Origin of the sequence: Occultella gossypii (assembly GCF_019947135.1) — a bacterium.
GTDB lineage: Bacteria > Actinomycetota > Actinomycetes > Actinomycetales > Beutenbergiaceae > Occultella > Occultella gossypii.
The window spans coordinates 308,492-332,262 of the sequence record NZ_JAGSHT010000010.1 but is presented as its reverse complement, the minus strand read 5'-3'; the positions used below and the strand labels follow the sequence as shown (position 1 = coordinate 332,262).

The window sequence follows — 23,771 nt, the reverse complement described above, 5'->3', positions numbered from 1 at the left end:
GACGTTCAGGGCGTGCCGCGTGTGCGTCAGCGGCCTCCACCGGCTGCCGCCCCGGTGAGCCCGGTGACGATGTAGCGCTGCGCGAACAGGAAGACGAGCAGCATGGGCAGGACGACGATCAGCGTCCCGGACATGAGCACACCCCAGGCGGTGACGCCGTCGTTGGCCTTGAGGTACATCAGGCCGATCGGCAGCGTGCGCATGTTCACGGAGTTCGTGATGATCAGCGGCCAGACGAAGCTGTTCCACTCGTCGATGACGGCGACGAGTGCGACGGTCGCGATGGCGGGCACCGACATGGGCACCACCAGCGAGCGGAGGGTGCGAAAGTGCCCGGCGCCGTCGAGCTCGGCGGCCTCGAACACCTCGCCCGGCAGGGACATGAAGTGTTGCCGGAGCAGGAAGGTACCGAACGCCGACGCGACGCCGGGCAGGATCAGGCCCGCATACGTGTTGATCAGGCCAAGGTTCCCGATCGTGATGTAGTTCACCAGCAGGGTCACGTGGCCGGGCACCATCAGGGCGCCGAGCATCACCAGGAACAGGCCCTTCTTCCCAGGAAAGGGCAGGAAGGCGAAGGCGTAGGCGGTGAAGACCGCCAGGATCACCTTGGCGACCGAGCCGATCAACGTCACCAGCACCGAGTTCTTGATGAACGCGTCGAACGGCGCGACCTCCCACGCGGTGCGGAGGTTGCTCCAGGTGAACTCGGACGGGAAGAACCTCATCGGCCATGCGTAGATCTCCGCGTTCGTCTTGAACGCCGTCGTCACCAGCATGTACAGCGGGATGATGAACGCCAGCGCTGCCGCGACGAGCAGGAGTAGGCCCCACCAGGTGCGGCTCAGTTTCCCCAGGCGGCGCCCGCGCCCTCTTCGCTTCACGACGCCCCCGGACGGCGCCGCGACGTCGGCACGGCGCGGAGGGCTGGTCGTGGTGGTCGGCGCCGACATCAGTAGTGCACCTTCCTCTCGACGAACCGGAACTGCAGGATGGTGATGGCCATCAGGAGCACGAACATCACGGTGCCGGCAGCCGCCGAGTAGCCCACGTTCGACCGGTTGAAGGCCTGGTCGTAGATGAACCAGCTCAACGTGGTGGTTGCCGAGGCCGGTCCTCCGCCGGTCATCACGGCGATGACGTCGAAGGCCTGGAACGCGCCGATGGTCTGCGTGATGACCAGGAAGAACGTCGTCGGGGACAACAGCGGCAGGATGATGCGGCGGAACAACTGCCACCGGTTGGCGCCGTCCAGCCGGGCGGCCTCGAGCACGTCCGAAGGCATACCCTGCATTCCGGCCAGGTAGACGATCGAGACGAACCCGACCCCCTTCCAGATCGAGACGATGAGCAATGCGGGCAACGCCCACTTGGCATCGGTGATCCAGGAGGGTGAGCTCAGGCCGACGGCGTTGAAGAGCACTCGGGCCAGACCGTAGTTCGGGTCGAAGATGAACAGCCAGACGGCAGCGATCGCGGCACCGGCGATCACGTGCGGCGCGAACACGATGCCGGTGACCAGCGTCGTGCCCGGAAGCTTCATCGAGAACAGCGACGCGAGGGCGATGCCGAGGACAAGGCTGACGCCCACGACGACCACCACCCAGATCAGGGTGATCCTCAGGACGTCCACGAACGTGGCGGAGGTGAACAACTGGGCGTAGTTCTCCAGGCCGACGAAGAGCGGCGCCGGACCGATGAAGTCCCAGCGGGTGAGGCTGAGATAGAGGTTCTCCAGCACCGGCCAATACGCGAAGACGCCGATGAGCGCCAGGTTCGGGAAGGCGAACAGCGCGAACAGGGCGACGCCCCGTCTGTGTCGTTTCCGGTAGGTGGCCGACATCCGAGGTGTCGAGTGTGCCGTGGACGTCGCGAGTCCTGTCATCCGGAGCCTTCCTTCCACATAGCACCATCGCCCTCGAACCGAGGCGGGAGAGGCAAACCGCAAGGAACGCTAGTTGCGGGCAGGAAGGCGCCAGCGACCGCGCTCATATGTGCGGGCACCGGCCACGGAAACGAGCACGCGGCAACGGCCGCCGGCCGAGAGGCAGGCGGCCGTGGGCGCTCCGGATCGACGTCGGCGGGTTATGACCCCGTGGCTCGCCGGCCGCGGCCGAACTCGTCCGCCTCGTCCGTGGAACCGGACTCGAACAGGTCGAGCAGGCCGTCGCTGTCGGCGGCGAGCACGAGGTCGCGTTCGGCTCGCGCGCGAGCGTCGGTGGACCCGGCACGCCGCCTCGGCCCGCTGGTCAGCTCGGGGGCGTCGTAGGCGTCGGCCTTCTGCGCCGGCACCGCGAGGATCTCCAGCGGCGGCGGCACGTCCAGGGCCGGCTCGAGACCCTGCAGGGCGCTGAACCGCCGCGCCTGGGTGACCACCTGGGAGTCCAGCGAGGCGTTGAGCTTGTTGAACGCGTCCACGGTGGAGTTCAGTTTCTTGGACACGCTCTCCAGGTGCTTGCCCATGGTGCCGAGCCGCTTGTGGAGCTCCCGGCCCACGGTGAACACCTGCTGGGCCTCGGCGGCGAGCAGCTCCTGGCGCCACGTGTAGGCCACGGTGCGCAGCAGCGCGACCAGGGTGGCCGGGGTGGCCAGCACCACGTTCCGCTCGAACGCGTACTCCTGGATCGTGGCGTCCTGCTCCAGGGCCGCGTTGAGGAACGTCTCGGCGGGCAGGAACATGACCACGAACTCCGGTGTGTGCTCGAAGTGCTCCCAGTACGCCTTCGCGCCGAGGCTCTCGATGTGGGCGCGCACGTGCCGGGCGTGCGCCTGCAGGCGCTTGGCCCGGACAGTGTCGTCCTTGGCCTCCATCGCCTCGAGGTAGCCGCTGAAGGCCACCTTCGCGTCCACGATCACCTGCTTGCCGCCGGGCAGCTTCACCACGAGGTCCGGGCGGAGCGCGCCGTCATCGGTCGTGACGGTCTCCTGCTCCTCGAAGTCCACGTGCTCGACCATCCCGGCGGCTTCGACCACCCGGCGCAGCTGGAGCTCACCCCAGCGGCCCCGCACCTGCGGCGCCCGCAGCGCCGTCACGAGCTGGCTGGTCTCGCTGCGCAACGAGTCCGAGGACGTGCGCATCTGGTGGACCTGCTCGGACAGCACGGTGTGTGCCTCCAGCCGGGCCTTCTCCGCGCTGGTCATCTCCGCCTTGACCTCGCCGAGGGTTCGGCTGAGGGGCTCGACGAGGGCCTTGACCGCCTCCTCGCGCTTGGCCAGCTCGGCGTCCCCGGCCTGCTGGGCGCGCTTGAACCGCTCCTCGGCCTGGGCCAGGAACACCTGGGTGTTCGCGTCCAGTGCCTTGCGGGACAGCGCCTCGAAATCGTCCGAGAGCCGCTTGGTGTCCGCGCGCATCTCGTCGAGCCGCTCCTTCGTGACCGCCTGCTCGGCCTCGAGCCGTTCCCGGGCGGCCGCGCGCTCCGCCTCGAGTCGGGACTGGGCGTCGGCCCGCTCGGCATCCAACCGTTCCCGCGCGGCCACGGACTCCTGCTCCAGCCGCTGGGCGAAGTGCTCCTGCTGGGCAGCGAGCCGCTCGGCGAACCCGGTCCGCTCGTCCTCCAGGCGGGCGGCATGGGCACGCTCCAGCGTGGCGACCTGCTCGGCACCGGCGCGCTCGAGTGCCTCGACCCGCTCGGCGTGGGTGCGTTCCAGGGTGGCCGCGTGCGCATCCGCGGACCGGCGCTCCGAGGCGAGCCGCTCGCGCAGACCCGCGCCGCCGGCCCGGCCAGCGAACCATCCCGCCACCGCTCCCACGAGCAGTGCCGCGATGACCAGAAGAACCCCGATGACGTCCATGCGCACCACTCTCGCATCGGTCACCGACAAAGCGCGGAACTGACGCGCTCGCCAGCGAACACGCGGTGCGCCGTCGGGCCCGGACCCCATACCGTGGACGCCATGTCAGCCCACCTGCCGCCCGAAGGGCCGGCCCGACCGAACCCCTTCGCGCCGCCGCAGCCCGGCGCGGCAACCCCGCCGGCCGCGCCGTATCCGCACCCGGGAACGGTCCCGCAGGCCGCCGCGCCCCAGCAACCACCCGACCCGAGCGCCGCGTTCTCGATCCGCGGCCTCTGGAAGCGATTCGGTGACAAGGCCGCCGTCGCCGGCGTCGACCTCGACGTCCCGAGTGGCTCGTTCTACGGGATCGTCGGCCCCAACGGTGCCGGCAAGACGACCATGCTCTCGATGGCCACCGGCCTGCTGCGCCCCGACTTCGGCACGGTCAGCGTGCACGGCGGCGACTTCTGGTCCGACCCGGTCGCGGGCAAGAGGTCGCTCGGCGTCCTACCCGACGGTGTGCGCCTGTTCGACCGGCTCACCGGCGAGCAGCTGATCACCTACGCCGGCCTGCTCCGGGGGATGGACCGGGCCGTGGTGGCCGAGCGCACCGCGGACCTGCTGCGCGCCCTCGACCTCGCGGCGGACGCGAAGACGTTCGTGGTCGACTACTCGGCCGGCATGACCAAGAAGGTCGCGCTGGCGTCCGCGCTCATCCACGCGCCCCGGATCCTCGTGCTCGACGAACCGTTCGAGGCCGTCGACCCGGTTTCGGCAGCGAACATCCGGGACATCCTCGGCGAGTACGTGCGCAGTGGCGGCACGGTCGTGGTGTCCTCGCACGTGATGGACCTGGTGCAGCGCATGTGCGACCACGTCGCCATCATCGCGGCCGGGCGCATCCTGGCCGCCGGGACCGTGGATGAGGTCCGGGCGGGGCAGAGCCTCGAGGACCGGTTCGTGGCCCTGGTCGGTGGCCGCCAGTCGGCGGAGGGGCTGTCATGGTTGCGCTCTTCGTAAGGCTCCGGCTGACGCTGATGGCGAACAGTTTCAAGCGCAGCGTCTGGCAGCTGATCGGGTTCATCGTCGCGGTCCTGTATGCGGTCTGGATCGTGGGCGCGGCGATCTTCGGCACGGTCACCGGAGTCGACGCCGACCCGCGCATCACCGCGGACGTCGTCACGATCGTCGGTGCCGTGCTCGTGCTCGCCTGGTGGGTGATCCCGCTCTTCGCGTTCGGCGTGGACGCCACTCTCGACCCGCAGCGGTTCGTGACCTACGGGGTGCCCAGGCGCACGCTGCTCGCCGGGCTGGCCGCGGCCGGGCTGACGTCGGTTCCGGGCTTCTCGATGGTGGTCCTGGTCCTCGGCATGGCGCTGGCCTGGGTGGGCGAACCGCTGACCCTGCTCGCGGCGCTGGTCGGTGGGGTGCTCGCGGTCGCGCTCTGCGTGGTCGGTTCCCGGGCCATCACGACGGCGTTGGGCCCGTTGCTGGAGTCGCGCCGCTACCGGGAGGTGCTGACGATCGCGGCGTTCGTACCGATCGTGCTGGTCGGCCCCGCGGTCGCGTGGGGTGCCGCTCGCCTGGAGGAGTCCGGCGCGGACTTCGATGCGGTCCCGGCGCTGCTCGACCAGGTCGCGTCGGTCGTTGCGTGGACGCCGCTCGGCGCCCCGTGGGGGCTCGCCGGAGCCGTGCACGACGGCGTGTGGCCGCTGGTGCTGGTCAGGTTGCTGATCGCCGGGGTCACCCTTGGCCTGCTGTGGTGGCTCTGGGACGTATCGCTGGCCAGGTCCCTGGTCACCCCACCGACGTCGGGCGCGGGCAAGGGCCGGTCGAAGGGGCTCGGCTGGTTCGACCGGATGCCCGCCACGCCCGCTGGCGCCGTCGCCGCCCGGGCGCTGACCTACTGGTTCCGCGACCCCCGTTACGCGGCGTCGATCGCGGTACTCCCGCTGCTGCCCGTGATCCTGCTCGTCGCCGGCGGCGGCACGGCGTCGGAGATCCTGCTGATCCTGGCCCCACTGACCGCCTGGATCCTCGGCTACTCGGTCTCCGCCGACATCGCCTACGACAGCAGCGCGTTCGCGCTGCACGTCTCGACCGGGGTGTCAGGGCGAGACGACCGCACGGGCCGGGCACTCGCCGTCGGGCCTCCCGCCGTGGCGGTCGTGGCGATCTTCGCGGCGTTCTCACTCGGCTTCATGGGCCGGTGGGACCTGGCCCCGGTCGTGCTGGGGGTGAGCCTCGGCGCGCTCGGGGTCTCGCTCGGGGTGTCGAGCGTGACGTCGGCCCGGTTGCTGTACCCGGTGCCCAAGCCGGGCGACAGCCCGTTCAAGCAACCCCAGGGTGCGGCGATGGCCACGATCGTGTCGCAGCTGGTCGGGTCGCTGGCGACCGTGGTGCTGTCCCTGCCGTTCGTCGCCCTCGCGATCGCGGCGCTGATCACCTCGAGCGCGCTGCTGGGCTGGCTGACGTTGCTGGTCGGCGTGGTCGAGGGCGTGGTCATGTTACTGCTCGGCATCCGCTGGGGTGCCCGGATCTTCGACCGCCGTGGGCCCGAGCTGCTGCAGCAGGTCATGTCCTACGCGTGAGCGGCCCGTACACTGCTATTCCGTGGCTCTCACTATTGGCATCGCCGGCCTGCCCAACGTCGGCAAGTCCACCCTGTTCAATGCGCTGACCCGCGCGACCGTGCTCGCGGCGAACTACCCGTTCGCGACGATCGAGCCGAACATCGGGGTGGTCCCGCTCCCGGACGAGCGGCTGAAGGTCCTCGCCGGGATCTTCGGCAGCGAGCGGATCCTGCCGGCGACCGTGTCCTTCGTGGACATCGCCGGCATCGTGAAGGGCGCCAGCGAGGGTGAGGGGCTGGGCAACAAGTTCCTCGCGAACATTCGCGAGGCGGACGCCATCTGCCAGGTAACGCGGGCGTTCGCGGACCCGGACGTGGTCCACGTGGACGGCAAGGTGTCCCCGAAGGATGACATCGAGACCGTCAACACCGAGCTGATCCTGGCCGACCTGCAGACCCTCGAGAAGGCGATCCCGCGGCTCGAGAAGGAGGTCAAGGGCAGGAAGACCGACGCCAAGGTGCTCGAGACCGCGAAGGGTGCGCTCGCCCTGCTCGAGGCGGGCACCACGATCTCCGCCGGCGGCGCCGCCGCGGGTCTCGACCCGGAGATCGTCGCCGACCTCGGCCTGATGACCGCGAAGCCGTTCATCTACGTGTTCAACACCGACGACGACGGCCTCGCCGACGAGGCCATGCAGGCCGAGCTGCGCGCGCTCGTCGCACCCGCCGAGGCCATCTTCCTGGACGCCAAGTTCGAGGCTGAGCTGGTCGAGCTGGAGCCGGACGAAGCGGCCGAGATGCTCGCCGAGAACGGCCAGGACGAGGCCGGCCTCGACCAGCTCGCCCGCGTCGGGTTCGACACCCTCGGCCTGCAGACCTACCTCACCGCCGGCCCCAAGGAGTCCCGGGCCTGGACGATCCACAAGGGTTGGACGGCCCCGCAGGCAGCCGGTGTGATCCACACCGACTTCCAGCGTGGCTTCATCAAGGCCGAGGTGGTCTCGTTCGCGGACCTGGTGGACGCGGGGTCGATGGCCGAGGCCAAGGCGCGGGGCCGAGTGCGGATCGAGGGCAAGGACTACGTGATGGCCGACGGCGACGTGGTTGAGTTCAGGTTCAACGTCTGACGATCACTCTGATGGCGTCGCTCGGCAGGGCTCCCTGGGCGTCGCAGCTACTCTGGTGTTCATGATCCGTCGCGACATCGACGATGCAGCCACGGTGATGACGTTGCTGCACCGAACGGGGCGATCGACAGGGCTGAGGTCCCTGGTGTCCGGATGGGACATGCTGCAGGCGGATGTCCCCGATCGGGAACGCATGGAGACGGCATGGTCGATCCTGGTCGGGTCGGGCCTCGCCGAGGTCGACTCGGCCTGGTGTCTGAGTCTCACAGGGGAGGGCGGCCGCCTCCGTGGTGCGGTGAGAAGCCGCGGCGGGATGCGGACCATCCAGGCTGAGATCGCCGGCCGGTTGGCGCACTGTCATCTGGCCAGGACTTCGCTGCATCTTCCTCCCGAGGCGTTCGATCGTGCAGTTCGGGCCTACCGCGGGAGCGCCGGACACACGATGAGTGGCCGCAAACAGCGGTGGTGGTGGCCGGCTCCTTCCGTGGCCCCATCGACGTCCCGGGCGGAACGGACACACGTGGTGGCCGAGCGGATCGACGTGATCGCGCACGGTCTGCGGCAGCTCGGCCACCCGGAGACGGCCGTCGTGTTCACCCGGCTCGCCGAGCAGGTGCGCAACACGCCATCCCGAGCTCAGCGCAAGGTCGTCAAGAGGGAACTGGCGAGGCTCCTGCAGGCCGGCATTGGCCAGATCTCGGACCAGTGCCCAGGCTCACCGCAGGACAGCCGCGAGTATCGTGACGCGGTGGTGTGGCTGCAGACGTACGCACGCTCTTAGTGGTGACGCGCCCGTTCTCACACGCAGGGAGGGCCTTCCTGGAAGGACGAATGCCCATGCTGGGGGCGTGTCGGTGGGCGACCGGATCCTCACCTCAGCCTCGCGGTGGCAAATACGCTATGACCATCGGAATGCGGTCGAGTTCCGGTCCAACGTGTGACGTCGCCCCTACTCGAGACTCGTGGTCGAAGCTTCAGTGTGTGGATCACCGTCGGGACGGCTGGGCCGACGGCGTCCCGAAGAGGATGAGATTGCCGTCTGGGTCGCGGACGACGAACTCGTTGGCTCCCCATGGCTTCAGCTGCAGTCTCTCCTGAAAGTCGACGCCCGCAGCCTGGAACTCGAGGAAGAGGTCCTTGGCGTTGGTGGTCGCGACGTATGCCGACAGCAACTGCTCCTGCTCTCGCACATCTGCCACGAAAGGTGACTTGTCGACGTGGCGCACGTTGAAGCAGGCATCGCCGCGGCGGAGCTCGCCATAGAAGGGAGGCTCGCCATAGGTGAAGGCGATCTCGAATCCGAGAAGGGTGCGGTAGAAGGTCATTGCTCGCGGGAAGTCGGTGACGAACACCTGCGCGTTCGCTCGCTGAAGCCGGGGCGCGGACGTATCGGTGACGGGCATCGGTGGGTGCTCCTTCAGGTCGGACCAAGACGTGAACCCGAGTTCGGACGCGACGACCTCCTGCGCCTCGTGCAGAGCAAACTCCGCAGCGAGCACCTCGCGATCGGTCAGACCCGCAAACCGAGGCAACGAGAGGCGCAGGCGTGCGGCCACCGTATAGACGCCGGCACGGTGCTGGCGTACGAGGTGTTTCGCGCGCTTCCTGAGGTTCTCGAGTTCACCCATGATCGATGAACGAGTGGGCATGGCCCTTTCCGGACTCTCCAGTTGCGCCTCGGCCGCGCTGAGTTGACGCTACCGGTTCTGTGCTCAGGAGACAACGGATGCCGACAGTGAGGATGCACGACGCTCTACGGCGGATGGGGCGACGGTGCTCGAAGGTCAGTTCCTGTGGTGTCTCGACGAGGGGATACGCCACCGCGGTCGACGACGCGAGCCGGTGGACGCCGGGTCGGGTTTGCAGATGCCCGCCCACTCTGCCGAGAGCACCTGGTGTCAACAATCGCGGTTGAGTCTTCGAGTCAAGCACCGCAGGGATCGCCTCAGGTGGTTGCGGTTACAATCGGTCGACCCGTGGGCGCGGGGAGCAATGCGAGAGGTGCTGATGGGCGAGAGACGGCTTGTATTCCGGGATGCGCAAGGACACAAGCGCTCCTTCGCAATGGGCGATCATGACCATCTCAAGTTCTGGACTGCGTTCAGCAACTTTGTCAAGAAGCACCTGAGTGAAGAGAATTCGACATTTCGTCTTGAACGCGTGCTCACCGATGAGACGCTGATCATCGAGACCGCGCACGGCATCGTCGGACGTGTGCGCAATGGCGCGAGCCCCGAGGTCAGCTACCGCCGATACGAGCGGCGCACCGACGGCACCGACCTGCAGCTGCGCTTCGCCCATAGCGGTTACGCCGCTCTCGACGACCATGGTCCGTGGACGTCCGATCGTGAGAGTCTGCTGCCGGACGACTCGTTCGAGAACCTCGAGCTCGCGTGGGTGCGAGAAATGCGTGAAAGCGAACTGAGACGCCGCGAGATTGCCGCGCTGCCAAAACTCGACAAGAAGGCCCTGAATCAGTTCTGCAAGACTTGGGCGGACACCGGGCACAACGAGTACATCGGCGATTCGGACGAGTACTACGTGCTCTTCCACAGCCGGACGGTTGCCGAGGCGGGCGCGGCCCGAGACGAATTGCTGAAGACGGTTGGGGCTCTGGGTCTTCATCTGGTCGAGGCCCCGGCCAGTGCTCCTTCAGGTGAGGTGTGGGTGCGCTGTGACCCTCGCGTCGACCTCGAGCTCGAAAAGTGGGCGTGATGCGAGGCGGGGACTGGGGCTCCGTGCGACAGCGTCGGCGGGACCGTGGTGGGGCAGTGACCTTCAGCGCTCCGCTGAGAGTTCTCGGGTGAGGTCGAGTTCTCGGAGCACGTAGGGCGGGGAGACGATGTCGGTGAGGTAGTACGTGTAGAAGATCACGGCCGCCTCGTCAGCGGTGAACACTCCGTTCGAGAGCACCCGCACGGCTCGGGTGTCACTGATCGGTATCAGGATCGTGGTGCCGTCCACGGGCTCCGGGCGACTTACCGCATACAGATGGCCCTCTCCATCGGGGCCAGGAAGCCGCACCTCCACCGTCATCGCGTCAGCGGTACCGGCTGCCTGCATGAGCGACTCGCCCGCGTGATCGCGAAACCCGACGATGCTCTCCGGATCGGCACCCCGCCAGATGCTGTACGTATACCTCTCGTCACCGTTCAGGTGCCCCAGCATCAAACGCAGATGATCCGGAACCGGACGGCGTCGATCGTCGAGCCACCCTGTTTGCCCACGCGGAGTCGTTTCTGCGAACGGTCCGTAGCGTGTCATGGCCCCTCCGGGTGGCGACGTGGCCAGGTTGTCAGTCGAGCGGCCCGGATCACACGTGGAGGAACTGGGCGACGGGTTCGGCGCGATGGTACTCGGCGAGGGATCCGCCGAGGTCTCGCTCAGTGCGGTTCGGGTCCGCGCCGTGTGCCATGAGGCTATCGAAGACGCGGGTGAGATCGTCGACGAGTTCCGGGTTCAGAGGCTTCGGGTCCGCCCACTCGGGGTCGTTGTGGCGGTGCCGGGGGAGAACCTGTCGTGCGTCCAACACGGCGCGTCCGAGTGACGAGTTGCCGTACGAGTCGAGGGCCTGGACGTCGGCCCCGGACTCGAGGAGCAGGTGGAGCGCGTCGTAGGCGGCGTCGGCTCGTTCGGCGGTGTTGCGCGGCTGCCATGGCTCTTCCTCACGCAAGGTCTGTCGTAGCCAGCGAGAGCGCATCACGGCTGCCTTGATCGCGTGGTGGAGGACCGGCATCGCCCATGGTTCTCGGTCGCCGTGTTCGATGAAGTTCGGGTCTGCGCCCTGTGCCAGCAGGAGCGCCGCCGGACCGAGTCGATATCGCCAGCAATGATGTCCTTGAACACGATCTGCATGCTGCTTCCGTTTCTCTTGCGCCCCGCACTGTCGTCCACACACGAAGCCGTAGCGTTGCACGTTCAGCGCCCACCTGGCGACGTTCACTCCGGTCACACAGGCGGTCATGGTTCAATCTGCTGGAACGCCGAGCCGGACCCGAGGAGGACCATGTCGAATGACGTCACCATCGATCTCATCCGGTCGTTGATCGAGGCCATGAACGGGCCGTCCTTGGCCCGCGAGATGCGCGGGCCCGTCGAGGAAGACTGGGACTCGCTGGCGATGATCCTGGAGTTCGGCGACGGCTATCGCAGTGTGCACGGATACGCCTACTCGCCCGGCGGCGTCATCACAGCCGTGGCCTGCGACTGGTCGAGCATCGAATCGGCAGTCGATGCGTACTTGGGGAACCAGTACAAGGTCGGTGACCCGCTGCCTGTGAAGATCCTCGTGCAGTTCGACCGGACGACCGGCGAGTACCAGGTGACGTTCGAGGACACGGATGAGGAACGTTGGGCTGTGAAGCCGGCGAACTACCGGCAGATGCGCGAAGAGCTGCGCCCGAAGTTCGACGGACACAACCGTGACGGTGGGCTGACGTCTTCAGGTCCCCTCTGATCGTCGGTCATCACGTCGTCTGGTTGCGACAGTTCGCAGATCCGGTACTGACCAACCCGCAATACGGTGGCTGAAACTGACCGATCTCGCCATGGATGGGGACCACACATGACCAACCCGCCGGCCACACCGCCCATCACGGACGCACTCCGAGCCGAGGCCCGTGCGAACCCTGGCGCGTGGGTCTACGCGGTCGATCCCGAGTTCGATCCGGCCGGCCGTGTCCCGCCGCAGGGCATCGTAGGAGCATGGCGTGCGGACGAGAACGGTGAACTGAGCGAGGAGTTCACCCCCAATCCTCGGTATGTCCCGTCTCCGCTGGCGCGTGGGTGGGCCACGCCGGCCACCAAACTGGAGCGCGTCCTGCAGCTGGTGCTGGCCGGACACGCGCCGGGCGAGCAGATGGACCGCGAGTTCGCCTCGGCTGAAGTCGTCATCTTCAGTCGTCCTGAGGGCGGGATCTTCCTCGCTCCAGCCGGCGATGGCAGTCGCCTCGCCTATGCCTTCACCGACGCCGACAAGGCGACGGCGTCGGGCCACGCCGAACACAGCGTGATCCTCGGCAGCCAGCTGGCCGCGGCGCTGCCCGAGGGGGTGCGGATCGCGCTCAACCCTGGATCCGAGGTCTCGGCGATCATCGATCCGGCCGACATCAGGAGCACATGATCGGAGTCCGCGGGCGCCCGCCGTGGTCCGGCCCGCCTTCGGTGTCGGCAGCCGTGAGACAGTGAGATCGTGGCGAAGCGATCACCAGCAGCCCAGGCGTGGCTGGACGCTCTCCGTCCCGCGAGCCGTCGCCGCGGGATGCGGTTCGTCAGCGGGACCGCGTTCATTCTCGACGACGTCTACATCACCTCCGTCGAGGCGCACGTGGTCCACCCGGACCGGGACCGCGAACGGCTGCGGATCAACTGGGTCGTCGACGTCAAGCCGCTCGCTGTCGACGAGATCCTCTGGGCCGCGTTCCTACCCGATGTGGTGATGGGTCCGCAGAAACGGATCGACCACCGCATCGCCGGTGCCTTCCAGGTCCGGCCCTTGCGGATCGCCAGCGGCTCCCTGGACGTGGACGTGGGCGGCGCTCCCGACTGGGATCCGGTGCTTGACGAGTTCGACCGGGTCCGCAACGGCTTCATCACCGCCCATCCCGCGGTCGCCGACTTCGTGGCAGCGCTGGAGCAGGACCGCGGAAGTCGTGCATCGGGACAGGAACTGGTGCGCACGATCACCGCCCTGATCGCCGCCGACCGCGCGGCGGACGCCGCCCGCATCGCCGATGACGCGACCGCTCGCGGCGAGCGCGGTCCGATGTCGTCGACGGTCGATGTGCTGAAGTACTTGTCCGCGTACGCCAAGGGCCCGGATGCCTATGCGACGTTCACCGCGAGTTTGAGCCCCACGCACAACCTGCAGGTTCATCACGAGTCGCAGCGCAGCACCTCAACCGATCTGGCCCGTGAGCATCACCCCGGGAGAATCGGCCACCACCTCTCGTCCTTGGACGGCTCCAACCCGTGGGCAGTGGTCCTGGCTGCTCACCCGCCTACGGGGGCGCCGGACGATCACTCGACGTCGTTGTACATGCAGGCCGCCGGGACCGCCGAGGCCATGGTGCTCGAGTTCTGCCATCCGGGAGGAGCCGAGCTCGGGGCAGTATCCGTGCGCTCGGTCGTTGGCCGCCCGAACACCGACCAGGATCTGTCCGAAGTCGAGATCGTGCTGCCGCGCAGCACGGAGAGGATCGGCCCGCACGAGGTGTTCACCGCGGACGAAGCAGCCGAGTTGTTCGAGTTGTTCTACCGGACCGACACGATCGCCGACGGCTACACGCTTCGGCCGGTCGAGGGATACACCCCCAACGGCAGCAGCTTCGACCCGCACGACACGACGATCTGAGCCGACTCGATGGCGTGCTCGCCGACGACAGCGTCCACGGCTGTGCCACGGTGATCTCATGAACCTGTCGACCCCGACCTTGGAGACCGAGCGACTGCGCTTGCGTCCGTTCACCGACGCAGACGCCGACGACCTCTTCGCATTGCAGAGCGATGCCCACGTGCTGCGCTACTGGGACTCTCCGCCGTGGACCGACCGGACCTCGGTCACGCGCTTCATCGCCGGATGCCGACGGATGGCGGAGGACGGCAGCGGCGTGCGCGTGGCGATCGAGCGCAGATCCGACCGGGCTTTCGTCGGCTGGTGCACCTTCAACAGCTGGAACCCCGACTTTCGAAGCGCCTCCCTGGGCTACTGCCTCACTGAGGCTGCCTGGGATCACGGCTATGCGACCGAGGCGGCGCGCGTCCTGCTCCAATGGGCCTTCGACACCCTCGACCTCAACCGAATCCAGTCCGAGACCGATACCCGCAACGTGGCATCGGCCCGCGTGCTCGAGAAGCTCGGCTTCGTGCGTGAGGGGACGTTGCGCGAGGACTGCATCGTCAACGGTGGCGTGTCCGACTCATGGGTGTACGGCCTACTGCGGCGGGATCGGGCATGACCGCCGCCGCCGGGGCCGACGTCTGCGAGACCGGGATCCGCGCGCTGTCCTTTCGCTGGTCGGAGACCGACCGCCAACAGTTCCGGTCCCCGCCGTACCCGTTGCCGGCCGGGTTGGCACTCTTGATCGGGCGGCTGGATGCCGCGCTGCCCGCTGAGCATGAGGCCTTCCGGCAGGGACTGCTCCGGTCCGCTGACCTGACGCCTGGAGCAGATGTTCCCTCATCGGCCCACCGAGGGGTGTATGTCCCGTGGTCGGCCGGCGGAGGCTCCAGGGTGATGGCGCGCAGCGGTCTGCCGAGGGTGCTGCTGGACCTCCTGCTCTACGGCGTCCTCACTCCGGCCGACGGAGGCCGGCTGGTCGAGGCGGCCGAGTTGACGGACCTGTCAGCAGCGGACCGCGGGCTCGTTGTCCGGGACCTGCTGCTCCGGCTCGTCGAGGTGAACCTGATGTCGGGCGACGTGACATCCGCCGAGCAGGTTGCGGCACGCATGGCGCCCGAGTGGGAGTACCTGGGATGGCGTGAGATCGCCTCCTGCCACGCCGCGAACGGCGATGCCGGCCCGTTCTTCGGCGGCTGGAGCCGCTACGACGCGCGCCGGGACCGCGCCCAGATGCAGAGTCTGAAGACGCAGCTCGTCCAGGGTGTCGCCGTCCGAGAGGGCTGGCAGGCCGCCGTCGGTGTATGCGGCGACAAGAGGATAGGTGACAGCTTCCTCCGCCACGCCTTCGAGCCCCCGGCGTACGGATACGACGAACTGGTGACTGTCTTCGGCGGGGACGCCGCCGGCGTGCTCACCGAGGTCGACGAGTTGCACTGCCTGGTAGCGGCCGCCGTCGCGGAGTCGCGGCCTCGGCCGCTGGCGGACCATCGCGGCGCCGAAGACCTGCTCGCCCGGATAGGCGCGCTGAACCCGAACGAGAGCCGGCAGGCGATGCGTGCCCGCGACCACCTCCTGAGCACGCTGTACTTGGCGATCGGCAGCGAGGACACCCTCGCCCGCCTCCGCAAGCAACTCCGCACGCCACGCCTGCGCAGCGAAGCGAGGCGCCTGTTCACCGGACCGCCGGACAGCGGAACTCGTCCGTGAGTACGAGCGGTTCCGCGTCGATCTCACGCTGACGGCGGACGGCGTTGCCGTGCGAGCCAGGTGTAGTTGACGACTGCGGCGGTCACCGCTGTGCGGTACTTCTTGCTGTCCGGGCCGCGGAACAGGTCCCTCGGGGAGAATGGGGATCCCTGCCTGTGCGGGCCGTTGTTCTGGATGCGCCCGGCTAGGTCCGACAGGTAATCGTGGCCACCGTCCTGGTAGGCCACGAGCTCGGACCCGGCGAGGCGGATCAGGGCGGAATCGTCGGCGATGGAGTTGATGGTGTACCTGGCGTCGAGATAGAAGGTGCCCTGCTGCTCGACGAGGAACCAGGCCCCGGGCTCGTGGTCCACGTAGTGCATGGCGTCGCGTTCCTGCGCGATCCTGGTCGCGTCGCCCCACTGCTCGCCGGGTGGGATCGCATCGAGCGGTCGTTGCATCGCGTCGTTCATGACGTAGTACGCGAAGGTCGGGGGCGAGTCGCGGAACAGAGTGAAGCAGATGATCCGCTTGCAGGTGGTGCACGCGAGCTGGCTCTCGACCCACTCCATGAGCCCGGAGGCGTGAAGTGGCCGCAGATCGGTGAGCCTGACCCAGTGGGCATCCTGGGTGAGGAGACCGGCCGCGAGAGCCGCGGCGAGGGATCGGGTGGAGCCGTCCACGTCGACTCCGCCGTCCGAGTCGGACCTGCGAACGAGGAGATCGCTGCAGGACGGGCAGTCGTCGTCCTCGGGGAGGCAGGCAAGACCGGGCTTGTCCACGGTGATGGTGACGCTGACGAGGTTTCCCGCATCGTTCCAGCCGCGGTTGTCCCCGTGCGTATCCGCCGTCGACCGTGAAGTACGGGGTTCCGATCCCCGCGAAGTGGAGCGGAACGCCCATGGCTTCCTTGAGTTCGTCGAGGGTGGCGTCGTTGTCGACACCGGCGATCCACTCGGACAGGTCGAGCCCGGGCGGACCGAGCACCGTCGGGGCGAGGTGCAGGAGCACGGCTACGACCGAGTCGTCGTGCAGGATGATCTCCCCGCCGGAGGCGAACAGCAGCCGTCGCGACCGAAGGGCGGGTTCGCCGACGGTCCGCTCGCTGACCGCGACCGGAGTGCCTCCGAGCGCGTCGACCAACCGATGTGTCACTGGATCGGTTTCGGCCAGGCTCAGCGCGTCAAGTACCACCGGAAACCGGGTAGCCGTTCGCCATCGTTCCACCCGACCATATCCGTCCGTCGAGCCACGGCGGTCAGCGCGGTCAGACGGCCGATGGACCGTAGTCTCGGTGGCGTGGAGTTGACGACGTTCGAGGTTCGGCCCCGCGGTCGATCGTGATCGGGCCTCCGTCTGGGCGTTGGTCCAGCAGTTCGCGGTGTCCTGCCGGCCGCACCGCGAGCCCTTCGACGCGGCGTTCTCTGCTGTTCTGAGTGGTTGCGCTTGTCGCGGTCGGCGACGGTCGAACGACGGGGTACCTCCTGGCGAAACGCCATCAGATGGGCGGGTGGGTTTGGGCCGCCGCGTCAGCGCCGGCGAAACAGGCCCTTCTTCCGAGCCGGCGACTGGTTCGACACGAAGCTCAACGAGAGGACGGTCCGTTCGTCGCCGATGGCCGATGGTGCGTGGTGGGCGATGATCTGCGCCTCGGCGACCGACCCGATCGTGTCCGCGTTGCCGATCACGGGCCCGTTCTGCAATTGATAGTCGGCAATGCCGACGAGACGGTCCAGGAGGCCCGACGCATCTTCCGGGCTGTTCGGGATCTCGATGTCCATCACTCCGAGCTGGTCCAGGCCGAGCGTGTGCCCGGTCAGGACGCCGTCGGGCCGGGTGCCGACGTTCATCGCCACCCAGGCGAGTAGCAGCGGTGTCGGAAGTGTGTTCAGGGCCAGGTCGCGGAAGAGCACAGGCAGGATGACATGCTCAGCGGACCCCCAGTAGACGGCACGGATGCCGCCGCTGAGGCCGATCAGGGAGGCGATCACTTTCGATAGCAGGACGGCCTGATCGGTCGCCGCGCGATGTCCGGTGGCTTCGGCTGCGAACACACTCACGATCGAGTGAGCGGTGTAGTCGACCGGGACCGGCGCGTCATTCGGCCAGAGCCGGCTGTGTTGTGCGATATCGGCGAGGTCGTCGCCGATGGGGGAGCGCACCGACATGACGGCGATCATCGTCCCGCCGTAGTGGAGGAGAATCGGGGCAGGTTCACCAGCGTGTGCGGTCCGACTCGCGGAGTCATCGGTGCTGAGCAGGGCCGGATCGAGGTCCGGCCAATCGGTGAGCAGCTGCCTGCTCAGTGACTCCTCGGTGATCGAATCATCGGGTGCGTCCTGCATGAGGAAAGCGAGTTGCGCGGCCATCTGATCCCTTCGTCTCGCGGGCATCCTAGCCGGGCGAGGTAGCGCGGAAACCACGCCCGGGAATCACGCGGCCAGGGCCTCGGGAGAGGCCGGCAATCGGGTTGCGCGGCGCCTGGATGCGGTGGAGTCCTCGGCTCCCACCTCTGGTGTCATTGAGGTATCCCGTGACTTCGGGCCCTCGCCGCTGATCGAACCGGACCACGATGATCGGGTGCGGTTCACAGTGGCTGTGGAGGATGGTCACCGAAAGGAGGACCACATGATCGGCACACTCAACGCCCTGGTCGACCTGGTCGAGCGGAGCGTTGGCGAGGCGATCGACGTCGCCGGGTTCGCCCGCGAGCACGGCACCACCGAGTACCACCTGCGCAGGATGTTCTCGGCGCTGGCGCGGATGCCGCTGTCGGAGTACGCACGCCGACGTCGGATGACCCTCGCCGGCGCCGACCTCGCGGCGGGCGCTCCGGACCTGCTCGCAGTCGCGGTGCGATACGGCTACGGATCGGTCGAGGCGTTCGGGCGAGCGTTCCGGGCGGTGCACGGCACGAGTCCGGCCGATGTGCTCCGGCACGGTGGTCCGCTCAGCACACAACCCACGCTCAGGTTCCGCCTGAGCGTCGAAGGGAGCACTCCGATGGACGTCACCATCACAGCCCGACCCGAGTTCTTCCTCGCCGGACACGCGGCGCAGGTCCCGCTCATCCACGAGGGCGTCAACCCACGCATCCAGGAGCACATCGCCGTCATCGCACCTGACGAACACGGACGACTCAAGGCGCTCGGGAACACCGAGCCCTCCGGCATCCTGGCGGTCACGTCCGGTTCCGAACCGGACGCACCGGAGGGGTCGATGCTCACCTACCTCCACGGGGTCGCACTCGGCGCGGCCACCGTGCCGCCGGACGACCTCGACGTCATGGCGGTCGAGGCAGGGACCTGGGCCGTATTCTCCTCCAGCGGTCCGTTCCCCGAAGCGCTGCAGCGACTCTGGGCGGCGACCGCGACGGAGTGGTTCCCCTCCAACCCATGGCGACTGCGTCCGGGACCGTCGATCCTGCGCTACCTCGAGCTCACCGAGACCCATGCCACCTGCGAACTCTGGCTGCCCGTCGAGAAGGCCTGAGGCGAGCCGTGTGGTCGTGGGCGCACAATCGCCATTGGCAGGTGCTGTCGGACGCTCTGCAGGTCCCGGCGCAGCCGTGACGGTCATCGTCGCGGCGGCAGCCGGTGCAGAACGACCCCCTCGACCCCGCCCGCCCGAAGCGTGACCGTCAGAAAGGTGCAGTGCGGCTGGCGGCGCCGGTCAGTCGGCGAACCCGGGTTGAGCAGACGCAGCCCGTCGGCCTCGGTGTCCCACGGGATTTGGCTCTGCCCGAACACCAGCAGGTCGAGGTCCGGGTACGCAGCCCGCATCCGGGCCTCTCGTCCGGTGCGCGGCCCGCTCTCGTGGACCACGCCGATCCGCACCTCGCCGCTCTTGGCGCACCAGGTGGCTTGCCGTACTTGCTGTGACGACCGTCCGGCGGGCCCGCCAGGTGACGAGCCCGCCCGATGTGCGAGACCGTAAGCCCATGAGGGCACGTGGGCAGACGGCGGTGGGCACGCCGGAACGGGCAGCGTTCCCGGCCAACGTGCTCGAGCGCATCGACCGACTGCTGCATCGGATCGGAGTGCGGCTGCTGTCGCAGAGCTGGATCCGCGCGCTCGTGTGGCTGTCGATGATCGCCGTACTGATCGTCAATGCCTCGACCATGCCGGCGATGTACGGAGCGGTGGTCGCGATCGCGATCGTGGTCGCCGTGCTGCATGCGGCGACCCTCGTGTGGGCGCTGGGGAGGCCGTGGTTCGCGGTCGGTGCTGCCACGGTGGCGGTGGCTGCGACGACCCTGCTCACGGCCATGGGGCACGGGGATCGGCCGTGGCCGATGCCGGTCATCACGACGGTGACCTGTGCGCTGATGGTGTTCATCCTCGCGGTGCGGGAGAAGTGGCTGTTGCCGGTGGCAGGGGCGGTGCTCCCCGTGCTGGCGGCCACGTTCGCCGCGCTGCCGTGGCACACCGGAGGCTGGGGGCGGTTCGCGACCAATGTGATCACGGCGACCTCGGTCTGCGCGCTCGTGGTCGTCTTCGGGATTCTCATCCACCAGTGGCAGCAGAGCCGTGCTGAGCTGCTCAAGCAGCAGGAGATCGCGGCCACCGCACAGGAGCGTCGACTGCTGATGGAGGAGCGGAACCGGATCGCCCGGGAGCTCCACGACGTGGTGGCGCACGGGTTGTCGGTGATCTCCATCCAGGCCTCCACGTTGCAGTACCGGATCGAGGACGTCCCCGCTGAGGTCGTCGCGGAGCTCGACGACATCACCGACTCCGCGCGGAGCGCGCTGGTCGAGATGCGCGGGCTGCTGGCCGTGCTGCGGCAGGAGGACGGCGAGAACCTGCTCGCTCCGCAGCCGACGATGAGCTTCGTCCCGACCCTCATCGAGAGCACACGCCGAGGCGCGGAGTCGGTGCGCCTGCACGTCGAGGGTGAGCTAGACGACCCGCGCGTCTCCGAGGCGACCTCGCTGAGCGTCTACCGAATCGTGCAGGAGGCGCTGAGCAATGCGCTGCGGCACGCACCTGGCAGCGATATCGAGGTCAGCATCGCGGTCGCGCCGGAGCATGTGTTCGTCGAGGTGCTGAACTCGGCGCCGACCGCAGCGGTCCGTGCCACCGAGGGCCATGGGTTCGGCCTCCGCGGCATGCACGAGCGCGCCAGCTTCGTCCGGGGCTCGCTGACCGCCGAGCCCACGCCGGAGGGCGGCTTCGTGGTCCACGCGGTGCTGCCATGCTGGCTGGCGGAGGAGCCCGACCGACAGAGCGAGCCCGACGACGGAGCCCCGGCTCCGCCGTCGGACATCGAGGGCTGAGTTCGGTCCGGAGGCCCGAAAGGTGAGATCCTCGTCCTGAGCCCCCGATCAGAACGGAACACACGTGTACCACGAGGAGACCCGGGTTGCGATCGTCGACGACCAGGCGATGGTCCGGGCTGGGTTCGGCGCGCTGCTCAACGCCCAGGACGGCATCACGGTGGTGGGGGACGGCTCCGACGGGTCGGAGGCCGTGGAGCTGGTGACCCGCACTCGGCCGGACGTGGTGCTCATGGACATCCGTATGCCCGAGGTCGACGGGATCGAGGCGACCAGGCGGATCGCGGCGCTGAAGGACGTCGAGCCCCGAATCATCATCCTCACCACGTTCGACCTCGACTCCTACGTGTTCCAGGCACTGCGGGCAGGTGCGAGCGGATTCCTCCTCAAGGACGCGCCCGCCGCCGACCTCATCCACGCGGTGCGCGTGGTGGCCGGCGGGGACGCGCTGCTCAGCCCTTCGATCACGCGATCGGTCATCGCGGAGTTCGTGTCGCAGCCGGCACGCACGCACGCCGACGCCGCTCGGTTCAGGGAGTTGACCGACCGGGAGCTGGCGGTGGCGAAGCTGGTCGCGAGAGGCCTGTCGAACGCCGAGATCGCGGCCGAGCTGGTGCTCGCAGAGCAGACGGTCAAGACCCACGTCAGCCGGGTGCTGATGAAGCTCGGGCTGCGGGATCGGACCCAGATCGTCGTCGCGGCGTATGAGAGCGGGCTGATCGCCGTCGGGTCCTGAGACGGCTGCGTCACTCTTGGGTACTACTCAAGGTCGAACCGTGCGGGTGACGACACCGGGGCCTTGAGACCCGACGATGGATATATGACTGACACCATGGTCTCGGACGCGCCGGCGGATCAGGCCATCCCGGCCGCGGCTCCGCGCGTGCGCAAGGAGCGGAACACCCGGCACCTCAGCGACTTCACGGATCTGACCAAGCGGGTCAAGGCCGAGGGGCTGATGGCCCGCTCGCACGGGTGGTACATCTCCCGGATGGTTGCGTACCCGCTGCTGCTGGGCGGTCTGGCCTGGGCCTCGGTCATGATCGGCGACAGCTGGTGGCAGCTGGGCATGGCGTTCCTGGTTGCGGTGCTGATGACGCAGATCGCTTTCCTCGGTCACGACGCCGCGCACCGTCAGATCTTCACCTCCCCGAAGCTGAACGAGTGGACCTCACTCGTGGTGATCAACCTGTTCGTCGGTATGGGCCTCGGTTGGTGGCAGATCAAGCACAGCAAGCACCACGCGGCGCCGAACCAGGCCGGCCGCGACCCCGACGTCCGTCGTGGCACCGTCGCCTACACGCCCGAGGATGCCCGCAACCGCTCGACGGCGTTCCAGCGCTGGCTCTCTCGTTACCAGGGTGTGTGGTTCTTCCCGATCATGACGCTGGCGGGACTGCAGCTACACCTGGCCGGGTTCCAGCGGTTGCTGAGCCGCGAGCCCGTTGACCGCCGCTGGACCGAGATCGCGTTCATCGTGATCCGGCAGGCGACGCTGGTCACGTTCGCGTTCCTCGTGATGTCGTGGCCGATCGCCCTCGCGTTCATCGCTGTCGAGGTGATGGTGTTTGGTTTCTACCTGGGCATGTCCTTCGCCCCCAACCACATCGGGATGCCGATGGTGCCCAAGGAGGTCCGCATCGACTTCCTCCGCCGTCAGGTGCTCATGAGCCGGAACGTCAGTGGTGGCCGTCTCGTCGACGTCCTGCTGGGCGGACTGAACTACCAGATCGAGCACCACCTGTTCCCCTCGATGTCGCGCCCCAACCTCCGCAAGGTCGCCCCCATGGTCCGCGAGCACTGCGAGAAGCTCGACATCAAATACCACGAGACCTCGCTTGCCCGGTCCTACGTGGAGGTCGGGCGGTACATCAACCGTGTCGGCCGCGGGAACATCGACGTCTGGGCCTGCCCGCTCGCCGGCTCCCTCAGGGCCGGGTTGGTCTAGGGGTTGCTGTCCCGTCACGGCACACATTGGTGTGAGCAGGCCCGTGTGTTCGCGTGTGCTCGGCGAGCTTCCGCCCGATCGCGGGCAGCGTCGTCATCACGGTTCTCATGACCGCCAAGGCGGAGTGGACGACGGCGTAGCCCGGGTCACCCAGGCCCGTCGCCCTGGGTGGTCGCACTCGTCGCCGCCCTGTCCGTCTTGCTGCCCCGCCTGCGCCGGTCCGACGAACCCACCAGTCGCCTGGTGGGACCCGTCATGGGCGTCTCGCTGCTGGCGTTCGCGGTGCTCTCCGCCGTGGTGTTCCTCGTGCGCATCGGATCGCCCTGGTGAGGGTGCTTCCGCGGAAGCGCCAGGCTCATGAACCGCTCCCGATGGCGCGCAATGCGCCGGGAGCGACAGTCTCCAGATACCACCTGGCCACCTGCTCCGGAGGGTCGCGCGGGTCCTGCTCGAGCCACCAGGTCAGCGACCCGAGTCCCGCCGCGGCCAGGATCATCGCCACGACCCGGGGCGGCACCCGCGCGCCGTCCTGCGGAACCGCGGCCCGGCCGATCCGCTGCTCGAGCAGGCCCGCGAAGTAGGTGCGCAGGTCGGTGCGCAGCCGCTCGGAGCCGCCCTCGCCGAGCACCCCACGGTAGAACGGAGCGTCCCGATCGAGGTCGGCGAGGAAGGCGATCAGCCAGGCGGGCGGCGCCATCCCAGGTCGCCACGGGTCGGCCGCATCCTGCAGCAAGGGGTACTCGCGGACCGGCCGGAACGTCTCGCCGACGACCTCGAGGAGCAGGTCGTACTTGCTGCGGTAGTGGGCGTAGAACGTCGTCCGGTTGACCAGGGCCCGCTGGGTGAGGGCCGTGATGGAGACGGCCTCATAGCCGCGCTCCGCGACGAGGTCCGCCAACGCGTCGCGCAGCATCCGCCGGGTGCGGCGGACCCGCAGATCCCCGTCGTTGCCCGACATTCCGGCCCCTTCCGTCGTGGTACCCGACACTGCGCGGCTGCTCCTCTTGAGGTCGCGCAGCCTGCCCGTCACGGTGGTCCGAGCATCG

Annotated in this window: 26 protein-coding genes; 16 read left to right on the top strand and 10 right to left on the bottom strand. The window is 68.3% G+C overall.

Annotated elements, in window-relative coordinates:
• Positions 1 to 26 precede the first annotated feature (26 nt).
• The 3 genes from KCQ71_RS10515 to KCQ71_RS10505 all read right to left on the bottom strand — a co-directional run bounded on the left by KCQ71_RS10515 (position 27) and on the right by KCQ71_RS10505 (position 3,792).
• The gene (locus KCQ71_RS10515) at positions 27 to 953 is read right to left on the bottom strand and encodes a carbohydrate ABC transporter permease (protein ID WP_223405569.1); all 927 of its coding nucleotides are present in this window, start codon (positions 951 to 953) and stop codon (positions 27 to 29) included.
• Positions 953 to 1,885 carry a carbohydrate ABC transporter permease gene (locus KCQ71_RS10510; RefSeq protein ID WP_223405567.1) on the bottom strand — a complete coding sequence of 311 codons (933 nt, stop codon included), beginning with the start codon at positions 1,883 to 1,885 and terminating at the stop codon, positions 953 to 955. The genes KCQ71_RS10515 and KCQ71_RS10510 overlap by 1 nt, the downstream gene beginning before the upstream one ends.
• Before the next feature lie 200 nt (positions 1,886 to 2,085).
• Positions 2,086 to 3,792: a DNA recombination protein RmuC gene (locus KCQ71_RS10505; RefSeq protein ID WP_223405565.1), complete on the bottom strand. Its 1,707-nt coding sequence runs from the start codon at positions 3,790 to 3,792 to the stop codon at positions 2,086 to 2,088.
• A gap of 102 nt (positions 3,793 to 3,894) precedes the next feature.
• On the opposite strand from KCQ71_RS10505, the gene KCQ71_RS10500 reads away from it, so the two are divergent.
• The 4 genes from KCQ71_RS10500 to KCQ71_RS10485 all read left to right on the top strand — a co-directional run bounded on the left by KCQ71_RS10500 (position 3,895) and on the right by KCQ71_RS10485 (position 8,254).
• A complete protein-coding gene (locus tag KCQ71_RS10500) occupies positions 3,895 to 4,794 on the top strand; it encodes an ABC transporter ATP-binding protein (RefSeq protein ID WP_223405563.1) in 900 nt (299 codons plus the stop codon).
• Positions 4,776 to 6,365: a hypothetical protein gene (locus tag KCQ71_RS10495; RefSeq protein WP_223405561.1), complete on the top strand. Its 1,590-nt coding sequence runs from the start codon at positions 4,776 to 4,778 to the stop codon at positions 6,363 to 6,365. Before KCQ71_RS10500 ends, KCQ71_RS10495 begins: the two co-directional genes overlap by 19 nt.
• A gap of 22 nt (positions 6,366 to 6,387) precedes the next feature.
• A complete protein-coding gene (ychF, locus tag KCQ71_RS10490; RefSeq protein WP_223405559.1) occupies positions 6,388 to 7,473 on the top strand; it encodes a redox-regulated ATPase YchF in 1,086 nt (361 codons plus the stop codon).
• 523 nt (positions 7,474 to 7,996) lie between these two features.
• Positions 7,997 to 8,254, top strand: a complete 258-nt coding sequence (locus tag KCQ71_RS10485) for a hypothetical protein (protein ID WP_223405557.1) — start codon at positions 7,997 to 7,999, stop codon at positions 8,252 to 8,254.
• Between the two features lie 205 nt (positions 8,255 to 8,459).
• On the opposite strand, the gene KCQ71_RS10480 is transcribed toward KCQ71_RS10485, so the two are convergent.
• On the bottom strand, positions 8,460 to 9,122 hold the full coding sequence (locus tag KCQ71_RS10480; RefSeq protein ID WP_223405555.1) for a VOC family protein: 663 nt from the start codon (positions 9,120 to 9,122) through the stop codon (positions 8,460 to 8,462).
• A gap of 343 nt (positions 9,123 to 9,465) precedes the next feature.
• Between KCQ71_RS10480 and KCQ71_RS10475 the strand changes: the two genes are divergently transcribed.
• Positions 9,466 to 10,188 carry a hypothetical protein gene (locus tag KCQ71_RS10475; protein ID WP_223405553.1) on the top strand — a complete coding sequence of 241 codons (723 nt, stop codon included), beginning with the start codon at positions 9,466 to 9,468 and terminating at the stop codon, positions 10,186 to 10,188.
• Between the two features lie 63 nt (positions 10,189 to 10,251).
• Here KCQ71_RS10475 and KCQ71_RS10470 read toward each other — a convergent pair whose 3' ends face one another.
• Together KCQ71_RS10470 and KCQ71_RS10465 are read right to left on the bottom strand one after the other, a co-directional pair.
• Positions 10,252 to 10,641 (bottom strand): hypothetical protein, encoded by a 390-nt coding sequence (locus KCQ71_RS10470; RefSeq protein ID WP_223405551.1) that lies wholly within the window; start codon positions 10,639 to 10,641, stop codon positions 10,252 to 10,254.
• Positions 10,642 to 10,786: 145 nt separating this feature from the next.
• Positions 10,787 to 11,173: a hypothetical protein gene (locus KCQ71_RS10465; RefSeq protein ID WP_223405549.1), complete on the bottom strand. Its 387-nt coding sequence runs from the start codon at positions 11,171 to 11,173 to the stop codon at positions 10,787 to 10,789.
• Positions 11,174 to 11,191: 18 nt separating this feature from the next.
• On the opposite strand from KCQ71_RS10465, the gene KCQ71_RS10460 reads away from it, so the two are divergent.
• The 5 genes from KCQ71_RS10460 to KCQ71_RS10440 all read left to right on the top strand — a co-directional run bounded on the left by KCQ71_RS10460 (position 11,192) and on the right by KCQ71_RS10440 (position 15,520).
• On the top strand, positions 11,192 to 11,929 hold the full coding sequence (locus tag KCQ71_RS10460; protein WP_223405547.1) for a hypothetical protein: 738 nt from the start codon (positions 11,192 to 11,194) through the stop codon (positions 11,927 to 11,929).
• Between the two features lie 108 nt (positions 11,930 to 12,037).
• Positions 12,038 to 12,595 carry a type VII secretion system-associated protein gene (locus KCQ71_RS10455; RefSeq protein ID WP_223405545.1) on the top strand — a complete coding sequence of 186 codons (558 nt, stop codon included), beginning with the start codon at positions 12,038 to 12,040 and terminating at the stop codon, positions 12,593 to 12,595.
• Between the two features lie 69 nt (positions 12,596 to 12,664).
• Entirely contained in the window at positions 12,665 to 13,825 is a 1,161-nt protein-coding gene (locus KCQ71_RS10450; RefSeq protein WP_223405543.1) for a hypothetical protein, read from the top strand.
• A gap of 58 nt (positions 13,826 to 13,883) precedes the next feature.
• Positions 13,884 to 14,429, top strand: coding sequence for a GNAT family N-acetyltransferase (locus KCQ71_RS10445; RefSeq protein WP_223405541.1), 546 nt, complete (start codon positions 13,884 to 13,886; stop codon positions 14,427 to 14,429).
• Positions 14,426 to 15,520: a hypothetical protein gene (locus KCQ71_RS10440; protein WP_223405539.1), complete on the top strand. Its 1,095-nt coding sequence runs from the start codon at positions 14,426 to 14,428 to the stop codon at positions 15,518 to 15,520. The genes KCQ71_RS10445 and KCQ71_RS10440 overlap by 4 nt, the downstream gene beginning before the upstream one ends.
• Positions 15,521 to 15,543: 23 nt before the next feature.
• Here KCQ71_RS10440 and KCQ71_RS10435 read toward each other — a convergent pair whose 3' ends face one another.
• Positions 15,544 to 16,182, bottom strand: coding sequence for a hypothetical protein (locus tag KCQ71_RS10435; protein WP_223405537.1), 639 nt, complete (start codon positions 16,180 to 16,182; stop codon positions 15,544 to 15,546).
• 91 nt (positions 16,183 to 16,273) lie between these two features.
• Between KCQ71_RS10435 and KCQ71_RS10430 the strand changes: the two genes are divergently transcribed.
• Positions 16,274 to 16,843: a hypothetical protein gene (locus KCQ71_RS10430; protein ID WP_223405535.1), complete on the top strand. Its 570-nt coding sequence runs from the start codon at positions 16,274 to 16,276 to the stop codon at positions 16,841 to 16,843.
• A gap of 185 nt (positions 16,844 to 17,028) precedes the next feature.
• Here the strand turns inward: KCQ71_RS10430 and KCQ71_RS10425 are convergent, their stop codons facing one another.
• On the bottom strand, positions 17,029 to 17,868 hold the full coding sequence (locus tag KCQ71_RS10425; RefSeq protein ID WP_223405534.1) for a DUF4261 domain-containing protein: 840 nt from the start codon (positions 17,866 to 17,868) through the stop codon (positions 17,029 to 17,031).
• Between the two features lie 259 nt (positions 17,869 to 18,127).
• On the opposite strand from KCQ71_RS10425, the gene KCQ71_RS10420 reads away from it, so the two are divergent.
• Positions 18,128 to 18,991 carry an AraC family transcriptional regulator gene (locus KCQ71_RS10420; RefSeq protein ID WP_223405531.1) on the top strand — a complete coding sequence of 288 codons (864 nt, stop codon included), beginning with the start codon at positions 18,128 to 18,130 and terminating at the stop codon, positions 18,989 to 18,991.
• A gap of 83 nt (positions 18,992 to 19,074) precedes the next feature.
• On the opposite strand, the gene KCQ71_RS10415 is transcribed toward KCQ71_RS10420, so the two are convergent.
• Positions 19,075 to 19,323, bottom strand: coding sequence for a metallophosphoesterase family protein (locus KCQ71_RS10415; RefSeq protein WP_372453993.1), 249 nt, complete (start codon positions 19,321 to 19,323; stop codon positions 19,075 to 19,077).
• A 116-nt stretch (positions 19,324 to 19,439) separates the two neighbouring features.
• Here KCQ71_RS10415 and KCQ71_RS10410 point away from each other — a divergent pair, with 116 nt between their 5' ends.
• The 4 genes from KCQ71_RS10410 (at position 19,440) to KCQ71_RS10395 (ending at position 23,055) form a co-directional block, all read left to right on the top strand.
• Positions 19,440 to 20,777 carry a sensor histidine kinase gene (locus tag KCQ71_RS10410; RefSeq protein WP_223405529.1) on the top strand — a complete coding sequence of 446 codons (1,338 nt, stop codon included), beginning with the start codon at positions 19,440 to 19,442 and terminating at the stop codon, positions 20,775 to 20,777.
• Between the two features lie 64 nt (positions 20,778 to 20,841).
• On the top strand, positions 20,842 to 21,513 hold the full coding sequence (locus KCQ71_RS10405) for a response regulator (protein ID WP_223405527.1): 672 nt from the start codon (positions 20,842 to 20,844) through the stop codon (positions 21,511 to 21,513).
• A gap of 84 nt (positions 21,514 to 21,597) precedes the next feature.
• Complete coding sequence (locus KCQ71_RS10400; RefSeq protein WP_223405525.1) at positions 21,598 to 22,725, top strand: fatty acid desaturase family protein; 1,128 nt, start codon at positions 21,598 to 21,600, stop codon at positions 22,723 to 22,725.
• 168 nt (positions 22,726 to 22,893) lie between these two features.
• Positions 22,894 to 23,055: a hypothetical protein gene (locus KCQ71_RS10395; protein ID WP_223405523.1), complete on the top strand. Its 162-nt coding sequence runs from the start codon at positions 22,894 to 22,896 to the stop codon at positions 23,053 to 23,055.
• 25 nt (positions 23,056 to 23,080) lie between these two features.
• Here the strand turns inward: KCQ71_RS10395 and KCQ71_RS10390 are convergent, their stop codons facing one another.
• Positions 23,081 to 23,683: a TetR/AcrR family transcriptional regulator gene (locus tag KCQ71_RS10390; RefSeq protein ID WP_223405521.1), complete on the bottom strand. Its 603-nt coding sequence runs from the start codon at positions 23,681 to 23,683 to the stop codon at positions 23,081 to 23,083.
• Positions 23,684 to 23,771: the final 88 nt, after the last annotated feature.